Raw genomic sequence first — 23,071 nt, 5'->3', positions numbered from 1 at the left:
CGCCGCCCGCCGGTAAGGTCACGCAGTCCTCGATGCCGATGTCCGCCAGCTCGCTCGTGCTGCGCGTCCCGCGGAAGCCGGTCTTCGTCCACAGGCACAGCTGCCCGGCGGCGCAGGGCCCGAGCCGCTCCTTGCCCCCGGCGGCCGCCGCGCCGGCCGTGGGCGCGCAGAGCAGGGCCAGCGCGGCGGACGCGGTGAGGGCGGCGGCGACGGTGCGGATCGTACGCATGAGCATCACTCCCTGTGTTGACTTTGTCGCACACCGCATCCTGACGGGAGTGGCAGGGCATGCCAAGAGGGCCCCGCGGTGCGGGGCCCTGATAGGGGAAGGCGTGTGCCCGGGTCAGATGTGCGCCGCGCCGGCGGCCGCCTCGGGGTTCGTTCCGCGCTTGGTGAACAGCGCGACCAGCGCGGCGCAGGTCGCGACGGCGCCCGCCACGGTGAAGGACAGGCTCATCCCTGACACGAAAGTGTCATGGGCGACCTCCGTGATCTTCCCCGCCAGCTCGGGCGGCGCTCCGGGCGGCACCGGGGCCACGCCGACGGCGACGGCGTCCGCCGCCTCGGCCGCCTGCTGCGGCGTGCCGGCGGGCAGCCCGGTCTCCGCCCACTTGCCGGGCAGGGTGTCGTCGACGCGGGCGGCCATGACGGCGCCGAGGACGGCCGTCCCGAGCGAGCCGCCCACCTGCATGGCGGCCTGCTGCAGGCCGCCCGCGACGCCCGCGTGTTCCAGCGGGGCGTTGCCGACGATGACTTCGGTGGCGCCGACCATGACGGGGGCGAGCCCGAGGCCGAAGAGGGCGAACCACACCGACATCACGCCCGTGCCGGAGCCGGCTTCGAGGCGGGACATGCCGAAGCAGGCGACGGTGGTCAGCAGCATGCCCACAACCAGCGGGATCCGCGGCCCCACGCGGGTGATGAGCGCGCCCGCGGCGGGCGAGCCGACGATCATCATGCCGGTGAGCGGCAGCAGGTGCAGGCCCGAGTCGACGGGGCTCATGCCGTGCACGTTCTGCAGGTAGAAGGTGACGAAGAACAGGCCGCCGATGAAGGCGAACGCCATCAGCACCATCAGGACGGCGCCGGCGGTCAGCGGCACCGAGCGGAAGAGGCGCAGCGGCAGCAGCGGCTCGCGGGCCCTGGACTCCCAGAAGGCGAAGAGGGCGAGGGCGAGGGCCGCGCCCGCCAGGAAGAGCAGGGTCTTCGCGTCTCCCCAGCCCCAGTCGCGGGCCTTGATCAGCGCCCAGACGAGGCAGAACATCCCGGCCGAGAGCAGGCCGATGCCGGGGAGGTCGAAGGAGCGGGGGGCGTGGGCGGCCCGGTGGTCCTTGAGGATGGTGAGCCCGAGGACGAGGGCGACGACGCCGACGGGCACGTTGATGAAGAAGACGGACTGCCAGTTGACGTGTTCGACGAGGACGCCGCCGAGGATGGGGCCGCCGGCGGTGGAGGCGCCGATCACCATGCCCCAGATGCCGACGGCCATGTTGAGCTTCTCGGCCGGGAAGGTGGCGCGCAGCAGGCCGAGCGCGGCCGGCATCAGCAGCGCCCCGCACAGGCCCTGGAGAACCCGGAAGACGACGACGGCCGACACGCTGCCGGAGAGCGCGATGGCTCCGGAGGCGACGGCGAAGCCGGTGGTACCTATGAGGAAGGTCAGCCGGTGACCGAACCGGTCACCCAGCTTGCCCGCGGTGATCAGAGCGACCGCGAGGGCGAGGAGATAGCTGTTGGTTATCCACTGGACATCGGCGAGCGAGGCGTGGAGGTCATCCCGGATGACGGGATTCGCGACGGCGACGATCGTGCCGTCGAGCGCGACCATCATCACGCCTATCGCCACGGTAACGAGGGTCAGCCAGGGGTGGCCGCGGAGCCCCTTGCGGGGACCGAGGTCCGGCTGCGCCTGCGCGACAGCGGTCTGAGACGTCATGGAAAGAATTATGTCAGTGTCTGCCAATTGGCCGACGAGCGCATGCGCCGGTGCCTGCCACTTTCCGCGATGGCTATCCTGAGCAGCACAAACGTGGCGGAGGAGAGACGATCCATGCAGGCGATCGAGGGTGTGGCGGCCCGTCCGGCGGCGCCGTCCGGACTGCGCGAGCGCAAGAAGCGGCGCACCCGGGACACCCTGATCCGGTCCGCCCTGGAGCTGTTCGCCCGGAAGGGCTACGAGCGCACCACCGTCGACGCGATCGCCGAGGCGGCGGAGGTCTCCCAGCGCACCTTCTTCCGCTACTTCGCGAACAAGGAGGAGGTGGCGCTGGCGATGCAGACCGTCGTCGACGCCCTCTTCCTCGCCATGCTGCGCTCCCGGCCCGCCGCCGAGGCCCCGCTGTCCGCCCTGCGCGGGGCCGTCCTGGACACGTGGGACGGCGCGCGCGGCGTCATCGAGCCGGTCGTGCCGCTGGAGTTGCACATGCGCACGTACCAGCTGATCGAGTCGACGCCCCAGCTCCTGGCGGCGCGGCTGCGGTCGCTGTCCGAGGTGGAGGAGCAGCTGGCGGTGGAGATCGCCCGGCGCGAGGGACTGGATCCGCACACCGACCCCCGGCCGCACGTCCTGGTGGCCGCGTTCGGAGGGGTGATGCGCGTCACCACCCGGGCCTGGGGAGAGCGGGGCGAGGGCGGCCTCGACGACCTGCGGGAGCTCACGGTCGCCTATCTGGACCAGCTCGGTCCGGCGTTGGCCGAAAACTGGCGCGCTTGAGCGAGAAGACCACGCTTGTGCCCAATTCCCCCCACTCAAACGTGAGATAGCTCACGGACTTCGCAGTCACCGCCGGGTTTCTCCTAGGGTGTTTCGCGGTGACTTCCTTCCCGGAGCTCGGCTCCCCCTCCTCCGTACCGTGGACGACCACGGCCACCGTGTGGCGCGCGCTGCTCGCCCTGGCCGTGGTCTTCGTGATGCTCGCCACGACCGGCTGGACGGCCGTCAGAAGCCACAAGGCCCCGGGGGACGTCCGTACGGTCTCGCTCAACGCCTGGCTGCACGGCTCCGTGGCGGGCCGGCCGCTGCCGGCCCCCGGCACGGCCGCGGAGACCGTCTCCCGTTTCTTCGCCTCCCTCACCGGAGCCCAGCGGACGCGGCTCGCCGACGAGTACCCGCTCGTCGTCGGCAACCTCAACGGCGCCCCGCCCGCCCTGCGCTACCGCGCCAACCGCACCGCCCTGGAGCAGGCCCGCACCGCCGAGAAGCGGCGCAGCCGCGCGAGCGGGCTCAGCCCCGTCGGCCGCCGGGAAGCGCTGCGCCGCATGCACCGCTTCGAGTCCCTGCGGCAGGACGGGCGGCAGATCCTCGCCTTCGACCCCACCGGCGACGGCCGCATCGCGGAGGTCATCGGCGACCTCGACCGGGCCCAGCGGGTCTCCGTCGTCGTCCCCGGCGTCGACACCAACCTGCTCACGTTCGAGAAGTCCCAGCGCGCCTACAGCGCCCCCGTCGGCATGGCCCGCTCCCTCTACGCCGCCGAGCGCAAGGCCGCCCCCGGCACCCGTACGGCCGTCATCGCCTGGGCCGACTACACCTCGCCCGCCGGCGTCGGCATGGACGCCGCCACGGGCAAGCTCGCCGCCGAGGGCGCGCTGCGGCTGCGCGCCGCGGTCCGCGCGCTGCCCGGCGACTCGCGGGTCGCCCTCATCTGCCACAGCTACGGCTCGGTGGTGTGCGGCGTCGCCGCGCGCGACCTGTCCCCGCGCGTCACCGACGTCGCCGTCGCCGGCAGCCCCGGGCTGCGCGCCGAGCACGTCTCCGAGCTGCGGACCAGCGCCCGCATATGGGCGATGCGCGACCCGGACGACTGGATCCAGGGCGTGCCCCACCTGGAGGTCGGCGGCCTCGGCCACGGCGCCGACCCCGTCTCGCAGGCCTTCGGGGCGCGGGTGCTGTCCGCGCGCGGCGCGGAGGGCCACGCGGGCTACTTCGAGCCCGGCACGACGAGCCTCGCCAACTTCGCGGGCATCGGCGTCGGCGCGCCGGCGACGGTCAGCTGCGCCGACGCGAGCGCGTCCTGCGCGGAGGGCGCGTGACCGTACGTTTCGGCTGCGGCAGGCGAAACTCCTTCCGCCGCAACGGCGCGGCACCACAGCGACGCTGACCGGCGGTGCCGAGCGAGCTCGGCCCGTACGTACGGACAACGCGCGTAGCGGGACGCTCCCCGCAGGGGACGCCGTGGGCGGGGGCCGCATACGATGACGGGCATGGGTGATGTGCTGACGGGTTTCCACACCGTCTGGGAGTTCGACACCGACTCCGTGCTCATCCGCTTCGAACGGGGGATCCGCACGCCGAAGCTGCTCCAGGTGCTCGGTGAGCGACGCATTCCCTACGAGGCGCTCGCGAGCGTGGAACTGGCTCCGGGGAAGCGCGGGACGGTGGTGCTGCGCGCGGTGCCCAGACCGGGCGCCGATCCGCTGATGGACGTCGCCGGCGGCCAGCTCAAGGAGAGCACCGACCCCTACCGGCTGGTGCTGCCCGAGCAGCGCGACGCCCTCGCCGAGTACTACGCCGACGAGATACGGGCCGCTCTCGGCCCGGACGCCGCCGATCCCGCCCAGCGCCCGCTCGTCGCGGCGCCCGCGCCCCCGCGGTCCTTCAAGGCCTACGACGGCAAGGCCTCCTTCGACGGCCGGTCCGTGGCCTTCCGCTGGTTCTGGACGGGCGCCTCGTCCGCCAAGTGGAAGGCGGGCGACCAGCGGTTCGCCGTCGAGGAGCTCTCTGGCGTCGAGTGGCGCTCCCCCGAGGTCGCCGGCGGCTATCTGCGGCTCGTGCCGCGCGGCGGCGAGGAGCAGCCGCCGGGCCAGGCCGACCAGGATCCGGCGGCCGTCGTCTTCGGCATGGGCTACGGCCTGCTGCACGAGTCGCTGCCCTTCGGCGCGGCCGTCCTGGAGGCCGTCCGCGCCGCCACCCCCAGCGCCCCCGCCGCACGCGTGCCGGCCGCCCGCCCGGACCCGGGCGGCATCGCCGACCGCATCCGCCACCTCGGCGCGCTGCACGACGCGGGGCTCCTGACGGACGACGAGTTCAGCGCGAAGAAGGCCCAGCTCCTGGCCGAGCTCTGACGGCGGCCCCTGCCACCGGTGCGTGCTACCGGTGCTACCCCGGTATGACGCGCAAGCTCCCACCGGGGCGTGACGTCCGCGCGCAGGCCCGGACCTAGGGTGAAGGGGTCATGCCCCAGTCACTCCCCGTCCCCCTCGCCCGTGTGCGCACCTACCTGACCGACGTCTGCACGCCCGCCGGGCCGCCCGTGCCGATGGGCGCACGGTCGCGCCGCCGCTGGGTGCGCAGGCTTCCCTACGTGGTCGCCGGGCTGTTCACCGCCCTGCTGCTGCCGCTGACCGGCAACGTGCTGTCGAACGAGTTCGGCCTGAGCTTCGGGCTCGCGCTGTCCCTCGCCGTCGCCCAGACCGTGCCGCTGCTCGTCGCCGTGCGCAGGCCCCTGCTCGCCTGGGCGCTCGCCTTCGCGGCGAGCGTCGCCACCGCGGTGATCCTGCTGTCCGAGCCGGTGAACCACGACTGGACCTGGCCGTGGCCGCCCCCGACCGCCGTCACCATGCTGCTGTTGCTGCTCGCGGCCGGCATGCGGGAGCGGCGCCCGACGCTCGTCGCCGTCTGGCTGGCCACCGGCGTCGCGGGCGCGGTCCTGCGGGGCGTCTCGCCCGAGCGCAGCTCCTCCAACGTGTGGGTGACGCTGTTCGTCCTCGGCGGCATCCTGATGCTGCTCGCCGGGGCGCTGCACGAGCGCGGGGACGCGCGGCGCGCGCTCGCCGAGCAGGAGACCATCAGCGAGGCCGAGCGGGCCCGGCGCACCCTGCTGGAGGAGCGCACCCGCATCGCCCGCGAGCTGCACGACGTCGTCGCCCACCACATGTCGGTGATCACCGTGCAGGCGGACAGCGCCCCGTACCGGCTCGCGGGCCTGCCCGGGGAGGCGCGCGAGGAGTTCGCCACGATCGCCGCGACGGCGCGCGAGTCGCTGACCGAGATGCGGCGGCTGCTGGGGGTGCTGCGCAGCGAGGACGCCTCCGGCGCGGGCGGCGGTGAGCGGGCGCCGCAGCCGGGGGTGAGCCGGATCCCCCAGCTGGTGGAGGCGACCGTGCGGTCCGGGCTGCCGGTGGAGCTGACCATGCCGGATAAGCTGCCGGACGCGCTGCCGCAGGCCGTGGACCTCTCCGCGTACCGGATCGTGCAGGAGGCCCTGGCCAATGTCGTCCGGCACGCGCCGGGCGCGGCCACACGGGTGTCGGTGTCCGCCGGCGACGCCGGGACGAGCCTCATGGTGCTGGTCGTCAACTCCGCCCGGGCGGACCGTGACGCCCGGCCGGTGGAGACCGGCGGCACGGGCCACGGACTGATCGGCATGCGCGAACGGGTCCGCCTGGTCGGCGGCGCGCTCGACACCGGGCCGCTGCCGGACGGCGGCTTCCGGGTCGCGGCCCGGCTCCCGTTCACCACCGCACCGGACGAGGACGAAGAGGACTCCGTTTCGCCATGACGATCAAGGTGATCATCGTCGACGACCAGGCCATGGTGCGGGCGGGCTTCGCCGCGCTGCTGGCCGCCCAGCCCGACATCGACGTCGTCGGTGACGCGGCGGACGGCAAGCAGGGCGTGGACGTCAGCCGCCGCACCCACCCGGACGTCGTGCTGATGGACGTCCGGATGCCGGAGATGGACGGGCTGGAGGCGGCGCGGCAGTTGCTCTCCCCGCCGCCCGGCGTGACGCACCGCCCGAAGGTGCTGATGCTGACGACCTTCGACGTCGACGACTACGTCTACGAAGCCCTGCGGGCGGGCGCGTCCGGCTTCCTGCTGAAGGACGCGCCGCCCGCGGACCTGATCTCGGCGGTGCGGGTGGTGGCCGCCGGGGAGGCCCTGCTGGCCCCGTCCGTGACGCGCCGTCTGATCGCGGACTTCGCCAGGCAGCGCCCGGCGCCCCGCAAGGGCGGCCCGGCGCTGCGGCTGAACGGCCTCACCCCGCGCGAGACCGAGGTCCTGGAGCTCATCGCCCGCGGGCTGTCCAACCAGGAGATCGCGGCCGAACTGGTGCTGGCCGAGCAGACCGTCAAGACGCACATCGGCAGGGTCCTGGCCAAGCTCGGCCTGCGCGACCGCGCCCAGGCGGTGATCTTCGCCTACGAGTCGGGGCTGGTGGCTCCCGGCGGCCGGTGACGGCTCGTCACTCCCGGCCCGCCGAGGTGAACGACATGTCGGCGTAGCGGCCGCCCGCGACCTTGCCCGCGATCGGCTCCAGGGCCGCGAGTTCCTCCGCCGTGAGGGTGATCCCGGTGGCGGCCGCGTTCTCCTCCAGGCGGGAGCGGCGGCGCGTGCCCGGGATGGGAACGACCGTCAGGCCGTGCACCTGCGCCTGCTGCTGGACCCAGGCCAGTGCCACCTGGCCGAGCGAGATGCCGCGCTCCTGCGCGATCCGCCGGAGCGGCTCCAGCAGTGCCGCGTTCGCCGTCGCGTTGTCGCCCGTGAAGCGCGGCTGGGTGCGGCGGAAGTCATCGCTCGACAGCTCGTCCGCGCGTACGAAGGAGCCGGTCAGGAAGCCGCGGCCGAGCGGCGAGTACGGCACGAGGGCGACGCCCAGCTCCCGCGCCGCCGGGACCACATGGGCCTCGATGTCGCGGCTGAACAGCGACCACTCCGACTGCACGGCGGCGATCGGGTGCACGGCCTGGGCGGCGCGCAGCTCGCCGGCGGTGACCTCGCTGAGGCCCAGGTGCTTGACCTTGCCCTCGGCCACGAGCTCGGCCATGGCGCCGACCGTCTCCTCGATGGGGACGTTCACGTCGCGCCGGTGCATGTAGTAGAGGTCGATCTCGTCGACGCCGAGCCGCCGCAGGCTGCCCTCGACGGCCTGCCGTATGTAGGGGCGGTCGTTGCGGATCGTGCGGGCCTGCGGGTTCCCGGGGTCGATCCCGATGGCGAACTTGGTGGCGACGACGACGTCGGCGCGGTGGGCCCGCACGAACGGCGCGATGAACTTCTCGTTCTCGCCGAAGCCGTAGACGTCGGCGGTGTCGAAGAGCGTGACGCCCAGTTCGAGCGCCCGCTCCAGCGTCGCCCTGGCCTCGCCCTCGTCGGTGGTCGGGCCGTAGGCGAAGCTCATGCCCATGCAGCCGAGCCCCTGCGCGCCCACCTCGGGTCCGCCGGTGCCGAGGCGGACGGTCTGCATCTTGTCGTTGCTGCTGCTCATGAGTGCGTCAGGCCCCTTCGGCGGCCTCGGCCCGTCGCCGGGCGTCGGCATATATGTCGATCTTGTAGTCCAGTACTTCGAGGGTGCTGCGCAGCTCCGCGATGCGGTTGCGGACGTCCTCGCGGTGCGCGGTCAGCAGCCGCTCGCGCTCGGCCAGCGTGTGCTCGCCCTCGCGGACGAGCCGCGCGTAGCGGACCATGTCGGCCACCGGCATGCCCGTCAGGCGCAGCCGCCCCACCAGGTCCAGCCAGTCCAGGTCGCGGTCGGTGTAGCGGCGCTGGCCGGTGTGGGAGCGGTCCACGTGCGGCATCAGCCCGATCCGCTCGTACCAGCGCAGCGTGTGGACCGACAGCCCCGTGCAGCCCGCCACTTCGCTGATCGTGTAGCGGTCGCGCCCCGCCGGGCGGCTGTGGCGCTGCTGCTCCAGCACGGTGCACACGGCCGCCGGCGGCGTGGTCGTTCCCACGGGTGCGGTGTCCAAGACGGTCATCGAGCTTCCCCCTGTTCGCGGGCGTTCGAAGTCGTTGCCCTTGCGATGACCACAACGCTAGAGACTTCGAGTGCACTCCAGGCAAGCGAACTCTTGGGGGAATCTTGGCCGGAGCGGCCGGGCGGCGGGCCCGGGATAGGCTCGGAGCCATGGAGAGCCTGCGGATGATCGAGAACTGGCCGGTGGACACCGCTGCGGCGGCGGTCGTACGGGCCGACGGCACGACGGTGGGCGCGCACGGCCCGGCCGGGCATCGCTTCCCCCTGGCCTCCGTGACCAAACCGCTCGCCGCCTACGCCGTGCTCGTCGCCGTCGAGGAGGGCGCGGTCGAGCTGGACGAACCGGCCGGCCCCGCGGGCTCGACGGTCCGCCATCTCCTCGCCCACACCTCGGGGCTCGCCTTCGACGAGCACCGGGCGATGGCCGAGCCCGGCACGCGGCGGCTCTACTCCAACGCCGGCTTCGAGGTCCTCGGCGACCACATCGCCAAGGCCACGGACATCCCCTTCGCGGACTACCTGCGGGAGGCGGTGCTGGAGCCGCTCGGGATGACGGCGACGGACCTTCCCGGCTCGCCCGCCAAGGACGGCGTCTCCACCGTCTCCGACCTGGCCCGCTTCGCCGCGGAGCTGCAGGCACCGCGGCTGCTGTCGGCGGAGACCGTGGCGGAGGCCACGTCGGTGGCCTTCCCCGGGCTCACCGGGATCCTGCCGGGCTACGGGCACCAGCGGCCCAACGACTGGGGCCTCGGCTTCGAGATCCGCGACGGCAAGTCCCCGCACTGGACGGGGGCGTCGTCCTCGCCCCGCACGTACGGGCACTTCGGGCAGTCCGGGACGTTCCTGTGGGTGGACCCGGAGGCGGGCGCGGCGTGCGTCGCCCTGACGGACCGGGCGTTCGGGCCGTGGGCGATCGAGGTGTGGCCGGCGCTCACGGACGCGGTGCTGGCGGAACTGCGCTAGTTCGCAGCCTCGCCATAACGCTCGGGGCAATCGGGCGGGCGGGTGGGCGAAATTCCCGGCGCGAAGCGCCGGGTCACCCGAAGCGCGGCTCGGCGTGCATCTCCCAGATCAGCACTTCCGCGTCGGACCCGACGGCTTCCACCGCCAGCCCCGCCGCATCGAGGATCCGTGCCGCGTCGCCCTCCTCCAGCAGCTCCCCGTCCAGCCGGGCCGCGCCCCGGGTCACGTGCACGTACACCCACGGCGCATCCGGCACCGCCGACCGTCCGGCGGCCCGGAGCCGCCGGACGTGCAGCACCGCCTCCGCCCCCGTCAGGACGTACGGCGTGTCGTCGGGGAGCCCCCGCACCACCTCGTAGGACGGCTCGCCCCCGTACTCCGAGGGCGTCAGCCACATCTGTACGAAGCGCAGCGGCACCGCGCCCTCGTTCCGCTCGGAGTGCCGGACGCGGGTGCCCGCGCTGAGGCGCTGGACGTCGCCGGGCCGGACGACGACCGTCGCGCCCGTGGAGTCCTCGTGGGTGAGCTCGCCCTCGACCACCCAGGTGACGATCTCCACGTCGCGGTGGGGGTGCTCGGCGAAGCCCGCCCCCGGTGCGAGCCGCTCCTCGTTGCAAGCTTCGAGGGGGCCGAAGCGCACGTTGTCCGGGTCGTAGAAGCCGGAGAAGGAGAAGGCGTGCCAGGTCTCGATCCCGGCTTCCGGGTCCCCGCCGCGGAAGCGTTCACCGGCTCGCTGGACGGACCGCTGTACGTGCGTCATCGGGCTACGGTAGCCCGGCGGCCCCGCACCGGACCCGGATAAGGCAGGCTTGTCCCGTGCCTGAACCCGCCGCTAACACCCCGCATCCGCACAGCGCCACCCTCCGCCGCCTGGAGAAGTCCTCCGGCACGCTGGCCGCCGCCGCCATCGCCCGGATGGACGCCCAGCTGCCGTGGTACCGGGCGATGCCCCCGGAGAACCGCTCGTGGATCGGCCTGGTCGCCCAGGCCGGCATCGCGGCCTTCACGGAGTGGTTCCGGCATCCGGAGACGCCGCAGGCCATCAGCACGGACGTGTTCGGCACGGCGCCGCGCGAGCTGACGCGGGCGATCACCTTGCGCCAGACGGTGGAGATGGTCCGCACGACCATCGAGGTCATGGAGTCGGCGATCGACGAAGTGGCGGCGCCCGGGGACGAGGGCGTGCTGCGGGAGGCGCTGCTGGTCTACGCCCGCGAGATCGCCTTCGCCACCGCGCAGGTCTACGCGCAGGCCGCCGAGGCGCGCGGCGCGTGGGACGCCCGGCTGGAGTCGCTGGTGGTCAACGCGGTGCTGTCGGGCGAGGCGGACGAGGGCGCCCTCTCGCGGGCCGCGGCCCTCGGCTGGAGCGCCCCGGCCAACGTCAGCGTGGTGCTGGGCACCGCCCCGAACGGGGACAGCGAGCTGACGGTGGAGGCGATCCGGCGGGCGGCGCGGCACGCGAAGGTGCAGGTGCTGACGGGGGTGCTCGGTGACCGGCTGGTGGTCATCGCGGGCGGCTCCGATCAGCCGCTGCAGACGGCCAAGGCGCTGATCGGCCCGTTCGCGGCGGGCCCGGTGGTGGCCGGCCCCGTGGTGCCGGACCTGCTGTCGGCGACGCGCTCCGCGCAGGCGGCCGCGGCCGGCCTGAAGGCCTGTGCGGCCTGGCCGGACGCCCCCCGCCCGGTCCTCGCGGACGATCTGCTGCCCGAGCGGGCGATGGCGGGCGACACCACGGCCCGTGACCAGCTGGTGGAGGAGATCTACAGACCGCTACAGGAAGCGGGCTCGGCGCTGCTGGAGACGCTGAGCGTCTACCTGGAGCAGGCGAGTAGCTTGGAAGGGGCGGCACGGATGCTGTTCGTCCACCCCAACACCGTGAGATACCGCCTCCGACGTGTGACGGACGTCACCGGCTGGTCACCCTCCGATGTCCGGTCGGCGTTCACGCTGCGGATCGCGCTCATCCTGGGGCGTCTGGCCGACACGGAGACCGCCCTCTAGCCTTTTGTCGAACGTCAACAATTCCCCTGACGGTTCTTGGTCCCCATCCCCACGGGTGGCCGGTGCCGTCCACGAGAGAGAGTGTGAGGGTGCTCGTACTCGTCGCTCCCGGCCAGGGCGCTCAGACGCCCGGCTTCCTGTCCCCCTGGCTCGACCTCCCCGGTGTCGAAGACCGGCTCCGTGAGTGGTCGGCCGCCATCGACCTGGACCTGGTGCACTACGGCACGAACGCCGACGCGGACGAGATCCGCGACACCGCCGTCGCCCAGCCGCTGCTCGTGGCGTCGGCGCTGGTCTCGGCCCGGCAGCTGTTCCCCACGGCGGACGACTTCGCCCGTCTGGTGGGCGCGGCCGCGGGCCACAGCGTGGGCGAGCTCGCCGCCGCCGCGCTGACCGGCGTGCTGCCGGAGGAGGCGGCGATGGGGCTGGTCCGCAAGCGCGGCCTGGCCATGGCCGAGGCCGCGGCGGTCACCGAGACCGGCATGGCCGCCCTGCTCGGCGGCGACCCCGAGGTCGTCGTCCCGCACCTGGAGAAGCTCGGGCTGACCCCCGCGAACGTCAACGGCGCGGGCCAGATCGTGGCCGCCGGCACCGCGGAGCAGCTCGCGGCGCTGGCCGAGGACAAGCCCGAGGGCACCCGCAAGGTCGTGGCGCTGAAGGTCGCGGGCGCGTTCCACACGCACCACATGGCGCCCGCCGTGTCGGCCCTGGAGGCCGCCGTGCAGGAGCTGTCCCCCGCCGAGCCGCACACCCGGTACGTCTCGAACAAGGACGGCGGCGTCGTCGCCTCCGGCGCGGAGGTCGTGCAGCGGCTGGTCGGCCAGGTGGCCAACCCGGTCCGCTGGGACCTGTGCATGGAGACGTTCAAGGAGCTCGGCGTGACGGCCCTGCTCGAAGTGGCCCCCGGCGGTACGCTCACCGGCCTGGCCAAGCGCGCCCTGCCCGGTGTGAAGACGCTGGCCCTGAAGTCGCCGGACGACCTCGGCGCGGCCCGTGAGCTGATCGCCGAGTACGCCGCACCCGCCGGGTCCCCGGCCGAATAAGGAGCCTCAGAGCATGACCGCGAAGATCAGGCCGAGCAAGGGCGCCCCGTACGCGCGCATCCTCGGCGTGGGCGGCTACCGCCCCACCCGGGTGGTGCCGAACGAGGAGATCCTCAAGCACATCGACTCCTCGGACGAGTGGATCCGCTCCCGCTCCGGCATCGCGACCCGGCACTGGGCCGGTCCGGAGGAGACGGTCTCCGCGATGTCGGTCGAGGCGGCCGGCAAGGCCATCGCCGCCGCGGGCATCACCCCCGAGCAGATCGGCGCGGTGATCGTCTCGACGGTCTCGCACTTCCACCAGACCCCGGCGATCGCCACCGAGATCGCGCACAAGATCGGCGCGGGCAAGCCGGCCGCGTTCGACATCTCGGCGGGCTGCGCGGGCTTCGGCTACGGCCTGACGCTCGCCAAGAGCATGGTCGTCGAGGGCTCGGCCGAGCACGTCCTCGTGATCGGCGTCGAGCGGCTGTCGGACCTCACCGACCTGGAGGACCGCGCGACGGCCTTCCTGTTCGGCGACGGTGCGGGCGCCGTGGTCGTCGGCCCCTCCACCGAGCCGGCCATCGGCCCGACGGTGTGGGGTTCCGAGGGCGACAAGTCGCACACCATCAAGCAGACCCGGGGCTGGGACGCCTACCGCACCACCCCGGTGCCCGGCGGTGACGGTCCGGAGGCCCGCACGCCCCTGGACGAGATCCGCTACCCGGCCATCACGCAGGAGGGCCAGGCGGTCTTCCGCTGGGCCGTCTTCGAGATGGCCAAGGTCGCCCAGCAGGCGCTGGACGACGCCGGGGTCAGCGCGGAGGACCTGGACGTCTTCATCCCGCACCAGGCCAACATGCGGATCATCGACTCGATGGTCAAGACCCTCAAACTGCCGGAGAGCGTCACGGTCGCCCGTGACGTGGAGACCACGGGCAACACCTCCGCGGCCTCCATTCCGCTGGCCATGGAGCGGCTCCTGGCCACCGGCGCCGCGAAGAGCGGGGACACCGCGCTCGTCATCGGTTTCGGGGCGGGTCTCGTCTACGCCGCCACGGTCGTTACCCTCCCCTAGGCGAGATCGTCGCGGCCCGGCTTCCCGCCGGACCGCGCAGAGCTCACCGCAGCAGCAGTTTTCCGTACCACGCAGGTTCCACCGCACAAATAGAAGGAGCGCCGCACATGGCCGCCACCCAGGAAGAGATCCTCAAGGGCCTCGCCGAGATCGTCAACGAGATCGCCGGCATCCCGGTCGAGGACGTCCAGCTGGACAAGTCCTTCACCGACGACCTGGACGTCGACTCGCTGTCCATGGTCGAGGTCGTCGTCGCCGCCGAGGAGCGCTTCGACGTCAAGATCCCCGACGAGGACGTCAAGAACCTCAAGACCGTCGGCGACGCCGCGGACTACATCCTGAAGCACCAGGCCTGACCTGAGCGTTCGTCGCCACCCCGGCGGTGGCGGTTCACCAGCACCTCTACACGTGGAGACAATTCCTGTGAGCTCGACCAATCGCACCGTGGTCGTCACCGGTATCGGCGCAACCACACCGCTGGGTGGCGACAGCGCGACGACCTGGGAGGCTCTGCTCGCCGGCCGGTCCGGCGTGAGGCCCCTCGAGGGCGAGCGCTACGCCGGCCTTCCGGTCCGGATCGCCGCCGCCGCCGCGGTCGACCCCGAAGACGTCCTGCCCCGCCCGCTCGCCCGCAAGCTGGACCGCTCGGCGCAGTTCGCGCTGATCGCGGCCCGTGAGGCGTGGGCCGACGCGGGCTACACCGCCAAGGCCGGCGAGGACTCCTCCATCGCCCCCGAGCGCCTCGGCACCGTCATCGCCTCCGGCATCGGCGGCGTGACCACCCTGCTCGACCAGTACGACGTGCTCAAGGAGAAGGGCGTCCGCCGCGTCTCCCCGCACACCGTGCCCATGCTCATGCCGAACAGCCCCTCGGCCAACGTCGGCCTGGAGGTGAACGCCCAGGCGGGCGTGCACACCCCGGTCAGCGCCTGCGCCTCCGGCGCCGAGGCCATCGGCTACGCCGTCGAGATGATCCGCACCGGCCGTGCCGACGTGGTCGTCGCCGGCGGCACCGAGGCGGCGATCCACCCGCTGCCCATCACCGCCTTCGCCAACATGATGGCGATGTCCAAGAACAACGAGGAGCCCGAGAAGGCCTCCCGCCCGTACGACAAGGCCCGCGACGGCTTCGTCCTCGGCGAGGGCGCCGGCGTCGTGATCCTGGAGTCGGCCGAGCACGCCGCCCGGCGCGGTGCGCGGGTGTACTGCGAGGTCCTGGGCCAGGGCCTGTCCGCGGACAGCCACCACATCGCCCAGCCCGAGCCGACCGGCCGCGGCATCGCCGCCGCGCTGCAGAGCCTGCTCGACAGCACCGACCTCAAGCCGTCCGAGGTCGTGCACCTCAACGCGCACGCCACGTCCACCCCGCAGGGTGACGCGGCCGAGATCAAGGCGCTGCGCAAGGTCCTCGGCGACGACCTCGACCACGTCGCGGTCTCCGCGACCAAGTCGATGACCGGTCACCTCCTGGGCGGTGCGGGCGGCATCGAGACGGTCATGACCGTCCTCGCCCTCCACCACCGGACGGCCCCGCCGACCATCAACGTCGACGACCTGGACGAGGAGATCGACGCGGACATCGTCCGCGACGAGCCGCGCGCCCTGCCCGCCGAGGGCACGATCGCCGCGATCAACAACTCCTTCGGCTTCGGCGGCCACAACGTGGTCCTGGCGCTGCGCTCGGTCTGACCGCAGCTGTCGTTCGTACGGCCCGCCCCGGGATCTCCCGGGGCGGGCCGTTTGCGTGGTGGTGGCAGGGCCGGTCACCTGCGCTGGCCTGCGGACGCCTGGACCAGGAGGTCGAGGCCGAGCGGGGTGCAGCAGTGCCACACCGCCTTGCCCTCCCGCCGGGAGTGGACCAGCCCGGCGTACCGGAGGGCCTTGGTCTGCGTCGAGGCGGTGCTGATGCTCATCGTGAGCTGCCGGGCCAGGTCCGTCGTCGTGCGGCGGTGCACGAGCAGGCCCAGGATGTGGGCGCGGGTGCTGCCCAGAAGGGTGACGAGGGGGTCGTCGGCCGGTCCGCGGGGGTGGAGGCTCAGCGGGGTGACGGCCGGGTGGACGAGGACGACGCGTCCGCCGGGCTTCGGAGCGGCCAGGAGGTGGCGGGTCCAGAAGAAGCTCGGGAGGAGGACGATGCCCTGCCCGTGCAGGGTGATCTCGACGTCCCACGGAAGCTCCGCTTCCAGGGTGGTGCCCCGCAATCATGAACAACGGCAACAAGGTGTGCGGCTCGATCGAGGGCATCGACGTCGCCTGCGTGAAGATCCACAAGTAGCCGGCCGGCGGACGCCCGTCCCTCCACGGGGGCGGGCGTCCGGACGCGGGGACGGGCGGAGGCACGGCCGAAGAGACGGACGCGGGGCGAGCGCTACTGACCCGCGCCGATCCACATCAGGTCCGGGCGGTCGTTGTTCGCGGAGGTCTCCACCTGGAGCTCCTTCGCCGCGCCGGGCGGCACCGAGTACGTGAACACGGTCGTCGCCCGCTTGCCCGGGAGCAGCTTGCCGGTGAACACCTTGGTCGCGCCCCGGCCGTCGAAGATCTCCGAGGCCCGGGCGCCCTCGGCGTCGCGCAGGTAGGGGACGTGGGCGAGCAGGTCGAGCGTGTCCTTGCCGTTGTTCTCGACCGTGACCTTCAGCTGGAGGGCCAGGTTGCCGTCCTTGTGCCCGAAGGCCACACGGTCCAGCTCGTACGGCTCGGGCTTGTCCACGGTGATGGTGACGCCGTCCGGGTAGGTGTACGTCTCGCCGAACTTCAGCGGCTTCGGGGCCGCGGAGGGCGAGGCGGAGGGCTCGGGCGCGGCGGCCGCGGGCGGGCGGTCCTCGGAGAGCGCGTCGTTCTCCTCGTCGGCCTTGTCGATGACGAAGAGGGTGAACAGGAGTCCGCCGACGGCCATGAGCACGGCCACGCCGCCCAGGATCGTGCCGGTCAGGGCCATGCCCTTGTTCGTGGCCTGCCCCCTGCGGGCGAGGACGAGGCCGAAGGCGCCGAGGCCCAGTGCGACCAGCCCGAGCGGGCCCGAGAGGAAGAAGAGGAACGGGACGAGCCCGATGACCGCTCCGCAGATGCCGACGATCATGGCCGCGGTGCCCACCCCGTTGCGGGGCTGCGCGGGCGGGTAGGGCGGGTAGTACGCCCCGGGGTGGCCGTGGGGGTACCCGGGCATGGTCATGCGTGCGTCGTCCTTCGGCTGGATAGCGGGATGAATCACCCTATCCAGCGCTTGATCAGGCCTTCACACCGCGTCGAAGGACGCGTAGTAGGAAGACGAGGCCGTGCTCGCGGGCGAAGCCCGCGAGGCTGCCGGCGCCTTCCAGGCCGACGGTGCTCGACTGGGCCCGGACCGTGCCGGGGCGCAGGCCGGGGGCGGCGGCGCGCAGGGCGTCGAGAGCGGCCGGGCCTTCAGACGACCTGGTGGAGCCAGCGGACCGGCGCGCCCTCCCCCGCGTACCGGAAGGGCTCCAGCTCGTCGTCCCACGGCTTGCCCAGGAGCTTGGCGACCTCCGCCTCCAGCTCCGTCTCGCCGCGGGCGGCGCGAGCGAGGGCCGCGCGCAGCCGGTCCTCGGGAACGAGGATGTCGCCGTGGATGCCGGTGACGGCGTGGAAGATGCCGAGGTCGGGGGTGGAGCTGTAGCGCTCGCCCTCGGCCGTGGCGCACGGCTCGGCGGTCACCTCGAAGCGCAGCAGGTGCCAGCCGCGGAGCGCGGAGGCGAGCTTGGAGGCGGTGCCGACCTGACCCTGCCAGGAGAATTCGGCACGCCAGGTGCCGGGCGAGGCGGGTTGTCGGATCCAGTCGAGGGTGACCCGCACGCCGAGCACGCCCGCGACTGCCCATTCGACGTGCGGGCAGAGCGCGCGCGGCGCGGAGTGCACGTACAGAACTCCACGTGTCGTCACCGGGACCTCCAGTGCGGTTCGAGGTTCGCCTTCCCCAGCGGCCTCGCACCCGTACCGGTCCCGCCCGGGACAGCATGCGACATTCTGCCCCAATGGCCACTCCCGCACCAGCTCGCGAGGTTACCAACAGTAAACACCATCGGGAGCATTTCTCCTGAAAGGGACAGGATGTGACGTGTCGTATTTCAGTTGTGCCGGAACTGCAAAGCCGCTCCGGGGCACGGCACAACCACCCCGGGGAAAAGCTACCGTGCGAAGCGACCCCCGCGGTGACGTACCGTCGGACCCGAACAGATATCACCCGGCCGGAGGGGAAGATCGATGCACCGCAGCACGGGACGGAAGGCCCGCCGGGCCGCCAGGGCCGCCGTCGCAGCGGTCTCCGCCTTCTCGGCGGCCCTCCTCGTCACGGCTTGCAACTCGGGGGAAAAGGATTCCTCCGCCGGAAAGCCGAGCGCCCGGCCCGCCGCCTCCCCGGCGTGGAACACCCGCCCCTCGTCGATCGCCTCACTGGGTGACTCCATTACGCGCGGATTCGACGCCTGCATGGTTTTCAAGGACTGCCCGGAGGTCTCCTGGGCCACCGGCACCCAGGTCGACAGCCTCGCCCGGAGGCTGCTGGCCTCGCCGGAGACCAGCAGCTGGAACTACGCCCGGACCGGCGCGCGGATGGCCGACCTCCCGGGCCAGATGCGGTCCGCCGTCGCGCAGAAGCCGCAGCTGGTCACCGTGCTCCTCGGCGCCAACGACGCCTGCCGCCCGAGCGTCGCCGACATGACCCCGGTGAGCACGTTCCGCGCGGACTTCGAGGCCTCGGTCAAGGAGCTCCGCACGGCGCTCCCCAAGTCCCAGCTCTACGTGGCCGGCGTGCCCGACCTGCAGCGCCTGTGGTCGCAGGGGCGCACCAGCAGGCAGGCCAGGGCCGTCTGGAACCTCGGCATCTGCCCCTCCATGCTCAAGGACTCCGAGTCCGCCGACCCGGCGGCGGAGGAGCGGCGCGCCCAGGTCGTGAAGCGGGTCGGGGAGTACAACGCGGTCCTGCAGGAGGTCTGCCGCCGGGACGCGCTGTGCCGCTTCGACGGGACGGTCCCCGCGTACGCGTTCAAGGACGAGGCGCTCAGCAGGTGGGACTGGTTCCATCCCAGCCGGCAGGGGCAGGGTGAGCTCGCGGCGCTGGCGTACCGGACGGTCACGGCGGAGAAGCACCCCTCTTAAAGGGGCGAGGCTGGTGGGGCGGGGCCTGTCAGGTGGCCCCGCCCCGGTCAGGCACGGGCCGTGCGGGCTGTGCGCGGCGCGAACGTACGTACCCTCGCTCCGGCCGTCCGGCACCGCGCACAGGCGCCCGGAGGCGTCCGTGCCTGCTCATCAGCACGGTATCCGATGAACACACCTTACTCATAAGCAAGTTCACCCCTGCGCGGGTCAACTTCCCTACAGCGGGGGTGACGAGCGGGGCGCGGCGGCCACGCCGGTGTCGGGCAAGCTTTACCTATCGTCATCCCGGAGGGGGCCCGGAGGCCGCCCGCGGCCCGTGCCCGACCGGTACGGTCTGGCCATGACGGAAATCGACCCGCGGACCACCGCCCTCGTCCTCATCGACCTCATGGAGCGCATGGTCGCGCTTCCCCTCGCCCCGCGCAGCGGGGACGAAGTGGTCCGTACGGCGGAGGAGTTGGCGCGGTCGTTCCGCAAGCCGGGCGGCACGGTGGCCGTGGTGCGCACGGAGCGGCCCGGGCCGGCGGAGCAGCCGCCCGGGAGCGGGCTGCTCGCGGGGATCGCCGAGGCGGGCGACGTCGAGGTGGTGAAGCGGTCGCAGAGCGCGTTCCACGGGACGGACCTGGACGCGCGGCTGCGGGAGCGGGGCGTGCGGACGCTCGTCCTCGGGGGGATCGCCACGAACCTGGGCGTGGAGTCGACGGCTCGCGCGGCCGCGGACCACGGCTACGGGCTGGTCTTCGTCGAGGACGCGATGAGCGCGCTGACGGCGGAGGAGCACCGGGGGTCTGTGACGCTGGACATGCCGCGGCTCGGCACGGTGGTGCGGGCGGGATCCTTGCGGTTCCCCGCGTAGGGGGGCGGCGCCGTTTTTCCCGCCGCGACGGCGGTCCGCCACAACGGTGGTGACCGGCGGTGCCGAGCCGGCCCCTTGCCGGGGGCGGTGCGCGGTCGTTCGCCTGCGGGCCGCGGGGGGCTGATCGCGCAGTTCCCCGCGCCCCTGACGGGGCGCGTCGGTTGCTCGCTGCGGCTCGCGTGCGGCTGGTCGCGCCCACGCGGCGGAGCCGCAGAGTGACACCGCCCCGCGCCCCTGACGGGGCGTCTTACGCTCCGGATCCCAGCATGCGCTGGAGCAGCCCGCGCAGGGCCTCCCGTTCCTCCGCCGACAGGCGGGCGAGCGGCTCGCGGGCGAAGTTCAGCGACTCGCTCAGGCGGCTCGCCGTCTCCAGGCCCGCCGGCGTGGCCGCCGCCAGCTTGACGCGGCGGTCGTCCGGGTCGGGGCCGCGCTCGACGAGGCCGCGGGCCTCCAGCCGGTCGACGATGCCGGTGACGTTGGACGGCTCGCACTTGAGGCGCTGCGCGATCCGCCGCATCGGCAGGGGCTCGCGCGCGAGCAGGGCGAGGACCTTGGCCTGGGCGCCGGTGAGCGCGTGCTTGGCCGCCGCCTCCTCGTACTCCTCGTGGTAGCGGGCCACGACGGCCGCGATGAGGTCGACGACCTCACGGGTCAGGGCATCGGTTCGGGGGACCATGACACCCAGGTTACCGCGTTGCTTGACAACATGAAATATCGAGGCGCATGGTTGTTTCAGTTACTGAACCATTAGGGAGGCCGCGTTCCATGTCCGCAACGCCCACCACCAGCCGTGAATGGCACCTCGTCGCCCGCCCGCACGGCTGGCCGAAGCCGGAGGACTTCGCGCTGCGCGAGGCCGCCGTGCCCGAGCCCGGCGAGGGACAGGTCCTGGTGCGCAACATCCACATGTCCGTGGACCCGTACATGCGCGGCCGGATGAACGACGCCCGCTCCTACGTCCCGCCCTTCGAGCTGGACGAGCCGATGCAGGGCGGCGCGGTCGGCGAGGTCGTGGCCTCGGGCAGCGACGCCTTCAAGCCCGGTGACCACGTCCTGCACAGCCTGGGCTGGCGCGAGTACGCCCTGGTCGGCGCGGAGCACGCGGTGAAGGTCGACCCGGAGCTCGCGCCCCTGTCCGCCTACCTCGGCGTGCTCGGCATGCCGGGCCTGACCGCCTACGCCGGCCTGCTGGAGGTCGCCTCGTTCAAGGAGGGCGACGCCGTCTTCGTCTCGGGCGCCGCGGGCGCGGTCGGCCTCCAGGTCGGCCAGATCGCCCGGCTCAAGGGCGCCTCGCGCGTCATCGGCAGCGCGGGCACGGACGAGAAGGTCAGGATGCTCGTCGAGGAGTACGGCTTCGACGCGGCCTTCAACTACAAGAAGGCCCCGGTCGCCCAGCAGCTGAAGGAGGCCGCGCCCGAGGGCATCGACGTCTACTTCGACAACGTCGGCGGCGACCACCTGGAGGCCGCGATCGGCGCGCTGAAGCTGCACGGCCGCGCCACGCTCTGCGGCGCGATCGCCGGCTACAACGACACCGAGCCGCAGCCGGGGCCGCGCAACATGGTGGCGATCATCGGCAAGCGGCTGCGCCTGCAGGGCATGATCGTCCGCGATCACGCGGCGCTGCAGCCGCAGTTCGTCAAGGAGGTCGGCGGCTGGGTGCGTTCCGGCGAGCTCAAGTACCGCGAGACGGTCGTGCAGGGCGTCGAGAACGCGGTGGAGGCGTTCCTCGGCATGCTCCGGGGCGAGAACACGGGCAAGATGATCGTCACGTTCTGACGTCACCTGGCGTCACCTGGCGCCTTCCGGTGTCCGGATACCCTTCCCGCCATGCGAGATCTCATGGCGGGAATGGCGTATCTGGGCAAAGGCCAGCGCTGGGTGGCCCGCAACCGGCGGCAGTGGGGGTTCGGGCTGCTGCCCGGGCTCGTCACCCTCGCCGGCTACGCGGCCGCGGTCGTCTGCCTGGCCCTGTACGGGGGCGACGCCGTCGTCTGGGCGACGCCCTTCGCCGACGACTGGTCCTCGCCGTGGGCCGGCCTGTTCCGGGGCGCGCTGACCGTCCTCCTCTTCGGCGGCGGCCTGCTGCTCGCCCTGATCTCCTTCACCGCCGTGACCCTGCTGGTCGGCCAGCCCTTCTACGAGGAGCTGTCCGCGCGGGTCGACCGCTCGGTGGGCGGCGAGGCTCCGGAGTCGGGGCTGCCGCTGTGGCGGGAGCTGTGGATCTCCGCCCGCGAGAGCCTCGCGGTGCTCGTGCGCGCCGCCGCCTGGGGCGTGCTGTTCTTCGCCCTCGGCTTCGTGCCGTTCATCGGGCAGACCGTGGTCCCGGCGATCGGCTTCTGCTTCTCGGGCTTCTTCCTCGCCGAGGAGCTCACCGCGGTCGCCCTGCAGCGCCGCGGGGTGCCGCTGCGGGAGCGGCTGCGGCTGCTGCGCTCCCGCAAGCTGCTCACGCTCGGCTTCGGCGTGCCGCTGGCGCTCCTCTTCCTCGTGCCGGTCGTGGCGGTGTTCGTGATGCCGGGCGCGGTGGCCGGCGCGACGCTGCTCGTACGGGACCTCATGGGCGAGGAGGAAGCGGCGGAAGCCGGGTCCGAGGCGGCGGACGACGGCGCCCTCAGCTGAGGGACAGCTCCGCCGTCACCAGCGCTTCCCCCGCGTCCGGGCCCTCCGCGAGGACACTGCCGTCCGGCGCCCACACCGCGCTGAGGCCGCAGGCGTCGTAGGGGCCCGAGGGGCCGGTGTGGTTGGCCAGCAGCACGTGCAGACCGTTGTCCTGCGCGAGGGCCGGGAAGATCTGCATCCGCTCCTGGGCCCCGCCGCCCCGCCCGTACAGCGAGCTGGCGAGCAGCACGCGGCACCCGTCGGCGGCGGCGCGGGCCGCGCACTCCGGGAAGTGGGCGTCGTAGCAGATGACGTGCCCGAAGCCGACGCCGTCCAGCGTGAAGCGGCCCTCCGCCGTCCCCGCCGCGAAGCCCGCGGCGCGCTCCGCGTCCGTCACGTGCACCTTGTCGTAGCGGGTGAGCGGCGCCCCGTCCGGGCCGTAGACGAAGCTGCTGACCGTGGGGCCGCCGGCGGCCCGCCCCGGGCCGCCCACCACGGCGGCGACGCCCGCGGCCCGGCACGCATCGCGCACGGGGGCGAGCCGCGGGTCGCCGGGGTCCAGGAGCAGCCGGTCCCCGCCGGTGACGATCGCGTCCAGTTCGTAGCCGGTCGCGGCGAGCTCGGGGAAGACGACGAGCGCGGCGCCGCGCTCCCCCGCCTCGGTCACGAAGGCGGCCATGCGGGCGGTGTTCGCCGCGATGTCGCAGGGCCGGGCGGTGAACTGCGCTGCTGCAATGATCAT

25 protein-coding genes are annotated in these 23,071 nt (G+C 73.0%); 15 read left to right on the top strand and 10 right to left on the bottom strand.

Annotated features, from left to right (window positions below):
- Together ACSNOH_RS13780 and ACSNOH_RS13775 are read right to left on the bottom strand one after the other, a co-directional pair.
- Positions 1-229 (bottom strand): peptidase inhibitor family I36 protein (locus ACSNOH_RS13780; RefSeq protein WP_436721574.1); only part of this gene is annotated, 229 nt, incomplete at its 3' end.
- Between the two features lie 114 nt (positions 230-343).
- Positions 344-1,936, bottom strand: coding sequence for an MFS transporter (locus ACSNOH_RS13775; RefSeq protein ID WP_436721573.1), 1,593 nt, complete (start codon positions 1,934-1,936; stop codon positions 344-346).
- Positions 1,937-2,050: 114 nt separating this feature from the next.
- On the opposite strand from ACSNOH_RS13775, the gene ACSNOH_RS13770 reads away from it, so the two are divergent.
- The 5 genes from ACSNOH_RS13770 (at position 2,051) to ACSNOH_RS13750 (ending at position 7,177) form a co-directional block, all read left to right on the top strand.
- Positions 2,051-2,713 (top strand): TetR/AcrR family transcriptional regulator, encoded by a 663-nt coding sequence (locus ACSNOH_RS13770; RefSeq protein WP_436721572.1) that lies wholly within the window; start codon positions 2,051-2,053, stop codon positions 2,711-2,713.
- 98 nt (positions 2,714-2,811) lie between these two features.
- Positions 2,812-4,032 carry an alpha/beta hydrolase gene (locus ACSNOH_RS13765; protein WP_436721571.1) on the top strand — a complete coding sequence of 407 codons (1,221 nt, stop codon included), beginning with the start codon at positions 2,812-2,814 and terminating at the stop codon, positions 4,030-4,032.
- Between the two features lie 171 nt (positions 4,033-4,203).
- Positions 4,204-5,064, top strand: coding sequence for a DUF4429 domain-containing protein (locus ACSNOH_RS13760; protein ID WP_436721570.1), 861 nt, complete (start codon positions 4,204-4,206; stop codon positions 5,062-5,064).
- 110 nt (positions 5,065-5,174) lie between these two features.
- A complete protein-coding gene (locus ACSNOH_RS13755) occupies positions 5,175-6,500 on the top strand; it encodes a sensor histidine kinase (RefSeq protein WP_436721569.1) in 1,326 nt (441 codons plus the stop codon).
- Positions 6,497-7,177 carry a response regulator gene (locus ACSNOH_RS13750; RefSeq protein WP_436721568.1) on the top strand — a complete coding sequence of 227 codons (681 nt, stop codon included), beginning with the start codon at positions 6,497-6,499 and terminating at the stop codon, positions 7,175-7,177. Before ACSNOH_RS13755 ends, ACSNOH_RS13750 begins: the two co-directional genes overlap by 4 nt.
- Before the next feature lie 7 nt (positions 7,178-7,184).
- Here the strand turns inward: ACSNOH_RS13750 and ACSNOH_RS13745 are convergent, their stop codons facing one another.
- Together ACSNOH_RS13745 and ACSNOH_RS13740 are read right to left on the bottom strand one after the other, a co-directional pair.
- The gene (locus ACSNOH_RS13745) at positions 7,185-8,207 is read right to left on the bottom strand and encodes an aldo/keto reductase (protein WP_436721567.1); all 1,023 of its coding nucleotides are present in this window, start codon (positions 8,205-8,207) and stop codon (positions 7,185-7,187) included.
- Between the two features lie 7 nt (positions 8,208-8,214).
- On the bottom strand, positions 8,215-8,697 hold the full coding sequence (locus ACSNOH_RS13740) for a MerR family transcriptional regulator (protein WP_436721566.1): 483 nt from the start codon (positions 8,695-8,697) through the stop codon (positions 8,215-8,217).
- 149 nt (positions 8,698-8,846) lie between these two features.
- On the opposite strand from ACSNOH_RS13740, the gene ACSNOH_RS13735 reads away from it, so the two are divergent.
- Positions 8,847-9,659 (top strand): serine hydrolase domain-containing protein, encoded by an 813-nt coding sequence (locus ACSNOH_RS13735; RefSeq protein ID WP_436721565.1) that lies wholly within the window; start codon positions 8,847-8,849, stop codon positions 9,657-9,659.
- 73 nt (positions 9,660-9,732) lie between these two features.
- Here ACSNOH_RS13735 and ACSNOH_RS13730 read toward each other — a convergent pair whose 3' ends face one another.
- On the bottom strand, positions 9,733-10,419 hold the full coding sequence (locus ACSNOH_RS13730) for a pirin family protein (protein WP_436721564.1): 687 nt from the start codon (positions 10,417-10,419) through the stop codon (positions 9,733-9,735).
- A gap of 56 nt (positions 10,420-10,475) precedes the next feature.
- Between ACSNOH_RS13730 and ACSNOH_RS13725 the strand changes: the two genes are divergently transcribed.
- The 5 genes from ACSNOH_RS13725 (at position 10,476) to fabF (ending at position 15,452) form a co-directional block, all read left to right on the top strand.
- On the top strand, positions 10,476-11,660 hold the full coding sequence (locus ACSNOH_RS13725; RefSeq protein WP_120754458.1) for a PucR family transcriptional regulator: 1,185 nt from the start codon (positions 10,476-10,478) through the stop codon (positions 11,658-11,660).
- An 89-nt stretch (positions 11,661-11,749) separates the two neighbouring features.
- Positions 11,750-12,703 (top strand): ACP S-malonyltransferase, encoded by a 954-nt coding sequence (locus ACSNOH_RS13720; protein WP_436721563.1) that lies wholly within the window; start codon positions 11,750-11,752, stop codon positions 12,701-12,703.
- A 13-nt stretch (positions 12,704-12,716) separates the two neighbouring features.
- The gene (locus ACSNOH_RS13715; RefSeq protein WP_436721562.1) at positions 12,717-13,763 is read left to right on the top strand and encodes a ketoacyl-ACP synthase III; all 1,047 of its coding nucleotides are present in this window, start codon (positions 12,717-12,719) and stop codon (positions 13,761-13,763) included.
- 107 nt (positions 13,764-13,870) lie between these two features.
- The gene (locus tag ACSNOH_RS13710; RefSeq protein ID WP_359094158.1) at positions 13,871-14,119 is read left to right on the top strand and encodes an acyl carrier protein; all 249 of its coding nucleotides are present in this window, start codon (positions 13,871-13,873) and stop codon (positions 14,117-14,119) included.
- Between the two features lie 67 nt (positions 14,120-14,186).
- Complete coding sequence (gene fabF, locus ACSNOH_RS13705; RefSeq protein WP_436721561.1) at positions 14,187-15,452, top strand: beta-ketoacyl-ACP synthase II; 1,266 nt, start codon at positions 14,187-14,189, stop codon at positions 15,450-15,452.
- A 74-nt stretch (positions 15,453-15,526) separates the two neighbouring features.
- Here the strand turns inward: fabF and ACSNOH_RS13700 are convergent, their stop codons facing one another.
- The 3 genes from ACSNOH_RS13700 to ACSNOH_RS13690 form a co-directional block, all read right to left on the bottom strand.
- Positions 15,527-15,964 carry an ArsR/SmtB family transcription factor gene (locus ACSNOH_RS13700; RefSeq protein WP_436721560.1) on the bottom strand — a complete coding sequence of 146 codons (438 nt, stop codon included), beginning with the start codon at positions 15,962-15,964 and terminating at the stop codon, positions 15,527-15,529.
- Between the two features lie 167 nt (positions 15,965-16,131).
- Positions 16,132-16,935 (bottom strand): DUF4190 domain-containing protein, encoded by an 804-nt coding sequence (locus tag ACSNOH_RS13695; protein ID WP_436721559.1) that lies wholly within the window; start codon positions 16,933-16,935, stop codon positions 16,132-16,134.
- Positions 16,936-17,165: 230 nt separating this feature from the next.
- Positions 17,166-17,660, bottom strand: coding sequence for a DUF3145 domain-containing protein (locus ACSNOH_RS13690; protein WP_058044575.1), 495 nt, complete (start codon positions 17,658-17,660; stop codon positions 17,166-17,168).
- Positions 17,661-17,981: 321 nt separating this feature from the next.
- Here ACSNOH_RS13690 and ACSNOH_RS13685 point away from each other — a divergent pair, with 321 nt between their 5' ends.
- Both ACSNOH_RS13685 and ACSNOH_RS13680 read left to right on the top strand, forming a co-directional pair.
- Positions 17,982-18,875 (top strand): SGNH/GDSL hydrolase family protein, encoded by an 894-nt coding sequence (locus ACSNOH_RS13685; RefSeq protein ID WP_436721558.1) that lies wholly within the window; start codon positions 17,982-17,984, stop codon positions 18,873-18,875.
- A gap of 340 nt (positions 18,876-19,215) precedes the next feature.
- Positions 19,216-19,731, top strand: coding sequence for an isochorismatase family protein (locus tag ACSNOH_RS13680; protein WP_436721557.1), 516 nt, complete (start codon positions 19,216-19,218; stop codon positions 19,729-19,731).
- 247 nt (positions 19,732-19,978) lie between these two features.
- On the opposite strand, the gene ACSNOH_RS13675 is transcribed toward ACSNOH_RS13680, so the two are convergent.
- A complete protein-coding gene (locus ACSNOH_RS13675) occupies positions 19,979-20,407 on the bottom strand; it encodes a MarR family winged helix-turn-helix transcriptional regulator (protein WP_436721556.1) in 429 nt (142 codons plus the stop codon).
- 89 nt (positions 20,408-20,496) lie between these two features.
- On the opposite strand from ACSNOH_RS13675, the gene ACSNOH_RS13670 reads away from it, so the two are divergent.
- Positions 20,497-21,510 carry an NADP-dependent oxidoreductase gene (locus ACSNOH_RS13670; RefSeq protein WP_436721555.1) on the top strand — a complete coding sequence of 338 codons (1,014 nt, stop codon included), beginning with the start codon at positions 20,497-20,499 and terminating at the stop codon, positions 21,508-21,510.
- A gap of 51 nt (positions 21,511-21,561) precedes the next feature.
- A complete protein-coding gene (locus ACSNOH_RS13665; protein ID WP_436721554.1) occupies positions 21,562-22,350 on the top strand; it encodes an EI24 domain-containing protein in 789 nt (262 codons plus the stop codon).
- On the opposite strand, the gene ACSNOH_RS13660 is transcribed toward ACSNOH_RS13665, so the two are convergent.
- Positions 22,343-23,071 carry a carbon-nitrogen hydrolase family protein gene (locus tag ACSNOH_RS13660; RefSeq protein ID WP_436721553.1) on the bottom strand — a complete coding sequence of 243 codons (729 nt, stop codon included), beginning with the start codon at positions 23,069-23,071 and terminating at the stop codon, positions 22,343-22,345. The two genes, ACSNOH_RS13665 and ACSNOH_RS13660, sit on opposite strands and share 8 nt — an antisense overlap.

Source organism: Streptomyces sp. URMC 127 (assembly GCF_051386535.1).
Classification (GTDB): Bacteria; Actinomycetota; Actinomycetes; order Streptomycetales; family Streptomycetaceae; genus Streptomyces.
The sequence above is the reverse complement of the archived record's forward strand: the minus strand, read 5'-3'. Positions and strand labels throughout refer to the sequence as shown.

Bases quoted from the DNA above. Each gene is read 5' to 3' on its own strand.
- ACSNOH_RS13745 (WP_436721567.1), bottom strand. From the start codon at position 8,207: ATGAGCAGCAGCAACGACAAGATGCAGACCGTCCGCCTCGGCACCGGC.
- ACSNOH_RS13730 (WP_436721564.1), bottom strand. From the start codon at position 10,419: ATGACGCACGTACAGCGGTCCGTCCAGCGAGCCGGTGAACGCTTCCGC.
- ACSNOH_RS13735 (WP_436721565.1), top strand. From the start codon at position 8,847: ATGGAGAGCCTGCGGATGATCGAGAACTGGCCGGTGGACACCGCTGCG.
- ACSNOH_RS13760 (WP_436721570.1), top strand. From the start codon at position 4,204: ATGGGTGATGTGCTGACGGGTTTCCACACCGTCTGGGAGTTCGACACC.
- ACSNOH_RS13770 (WP_436721572.1), top strand. From the start codon at position 2,051: ATGCAGGCGATCGAGGGTGTGGCGGCCCGTCCGGCGGCGCCGTCCGGA.
- ACSNOH_RS13775 (WP_436721573.1), bottom strand. From the start codon at position 1,936: ATGACGTCTCAGACCGCTGTCGCGCAGGCGCAGCCGGACCTCGGTCCC.
- ACSNOH_RS13755 (WP_436721569.1), top strand. From the start codon at position 5,175: ATGCCCCAGTCACTCCCCGTCCCCCTCGCCCGTGTGCGCACCTACCTG.
- ACSNOH_RS13750 (WP_436721568.1), top strand. From the start codon at position 6,497: ATGACGATCAAGGTGATCATCGTCGACGACCAGGCCATGGTGCGGGCG.
- ACSNOH_RS13695 (WP_436721559.1), bottom strand. From the start codon at position 16,935: ATGACCATGCCCGGGTACCCCCACGGCCACCCCGGGGCGTACTACCCG.
- ACSNOH_RS13680 (WP_436721557.1), top strand. From the start codon at position 19,216: ATGACGGAAATCGACCCGCGGACCACCGCCCTCGTCCTCATCGACCTC.
- ACSNOH_RS13665 (WP_436721554.1), top strand. From the start codon at position 21,562: ATGCGAGATCTCATGGCGGGAATGGCGTATCTGGGCAAAGGCCAGCGC.
- ACSNOH_RS13710 (WP_359094158.1), top strand. From the start codon at position 13,871: ATGGCCGCCACCCAGGAAGAGATCCTCAAGGGCCTCGCCGAGATCGTC.
- ACSNOH_RS13660 (WP_436721553.1), bottom strand. From the start codon at position 23,071: ATGATCATTGCAGCAGCGCAGTTCACCGCCCGGCCCTGCGACATCGCG.
- ACSNOH_RS13740 (WP_436721566.1), bottom strand. From the start codon at position 8,697: ATGACCGTCTTGGACACCGCACCCGTGGGAACGACCACGCCGCCGGCG.
- ACSNOH_RS13675 (WP_436721556.1), bottom strand. From the start codon at position 20,407: ATGGTCCCCCGAACCGATGCCCTGACCCGTGAGGTCGTCGACCTCATC.
- ACSNOH_RS13670 (WP_436721555.1), top strand. From the start codon at position 20,497: ATGTCCGCAACGCCCACCACCAGCCGTGAATGGCACCTCGTCGCCCGC.
- ACSNOH_RS13685 (WP_436721558.1), top strand. From the start codon at position 17,982: ATGCACCGCAGCACGGGACGGAAGGCCCGCCGGGCCGCCAGGGCCGCC.
- ACSNOH_RS13715 (WP_436721562.1), top strand. From the start codon at position 12,717: ATGACCGCGAAGATCAGGCCGAGCAAGGGCGCCCCGTACGCGCGCATC.